The sequence below is a fragment of the Pseudarthrobacter sp. R1 genome (assembly GCF_024494415.1).
GTDB lineage: Bacteria > Actinomycetota > Actinomycetes > Actinomycetales > Micrococcaceae > Arthrobacter.
The window spans coordinates 1-635 of record NZ_JAMKFI010000028.1 but is presented as its reverse complement, the minus strand read 5'-3'; the positions used below and the strand labels follow the sequence as shown (position 1 = coordinate 635).

Sequence of the window (635 nt, the reverse complement as noted above, 5' to 3'; positions counted from 1 at the left end):
TCCCGCTGCCAGCGGACAAGGATGAACATCAGCAGCAGCACCCCGGGCAACTCACCATAGGACCACGCCAGGCCTCCGGCGACCTCCTGGTCACGCATCGGATCGATATTCCACGCCGCCGGCGGGCGGGCAAAAAAGTCCACCATTGGCGTGGTGGCCATCATGATGACCACACCGAAGAATGCATGCAGCGGCATCTCCGCGAAGATATCGATCATCCTCCCGAAGTGGGTCTGCCGGGACGGCAGCGGATCCGCCGAGATTAACGGCACCGTGAAGAGGATACCCGCCACAAGGAACAGCAGTTCCAGCCCCACGTGCCCGTACCAGTTCGGCAGCAGCAGGTCCGCGAGCCCGGAGAAGTACACCCCGTAGAAGGTCAGCAGGAACAGCGGGACCATGAACCCCGGATGGATGGCCAGGCGCCCCCATCTGGAGCGCAGACCCCAGATGGCCGCCCTAAGTACGGGCCGGCCCCACCAGTTGTGCGGGGTCGTGCGCAGGAGCAACGTGCCGGGCGAGCCGATCACCAGCAGCGGCGGAACAGCCATCATCAATGTCAGCTGCTGGAACATGAAAATGGAGAACATCCGCAGCCCGTAGCCTTCGATCCCGGCACCCATGACCACGATAAT

Annotated in this window: 1 protein-coding gene; it reads right to left on the bottom strand. The window is 63.1% G+C overall.

What is annotated here, in order from left to right; all coding sequences use genetic code 11:
* On the bottom strand, nucleotides 1-635 hold a 635-nt coding region (locus M8J71_RS22800; RefSeq protein ID WP_256250149.1), incomplete at both ends, for a cytochrome c oxidase assembly protein.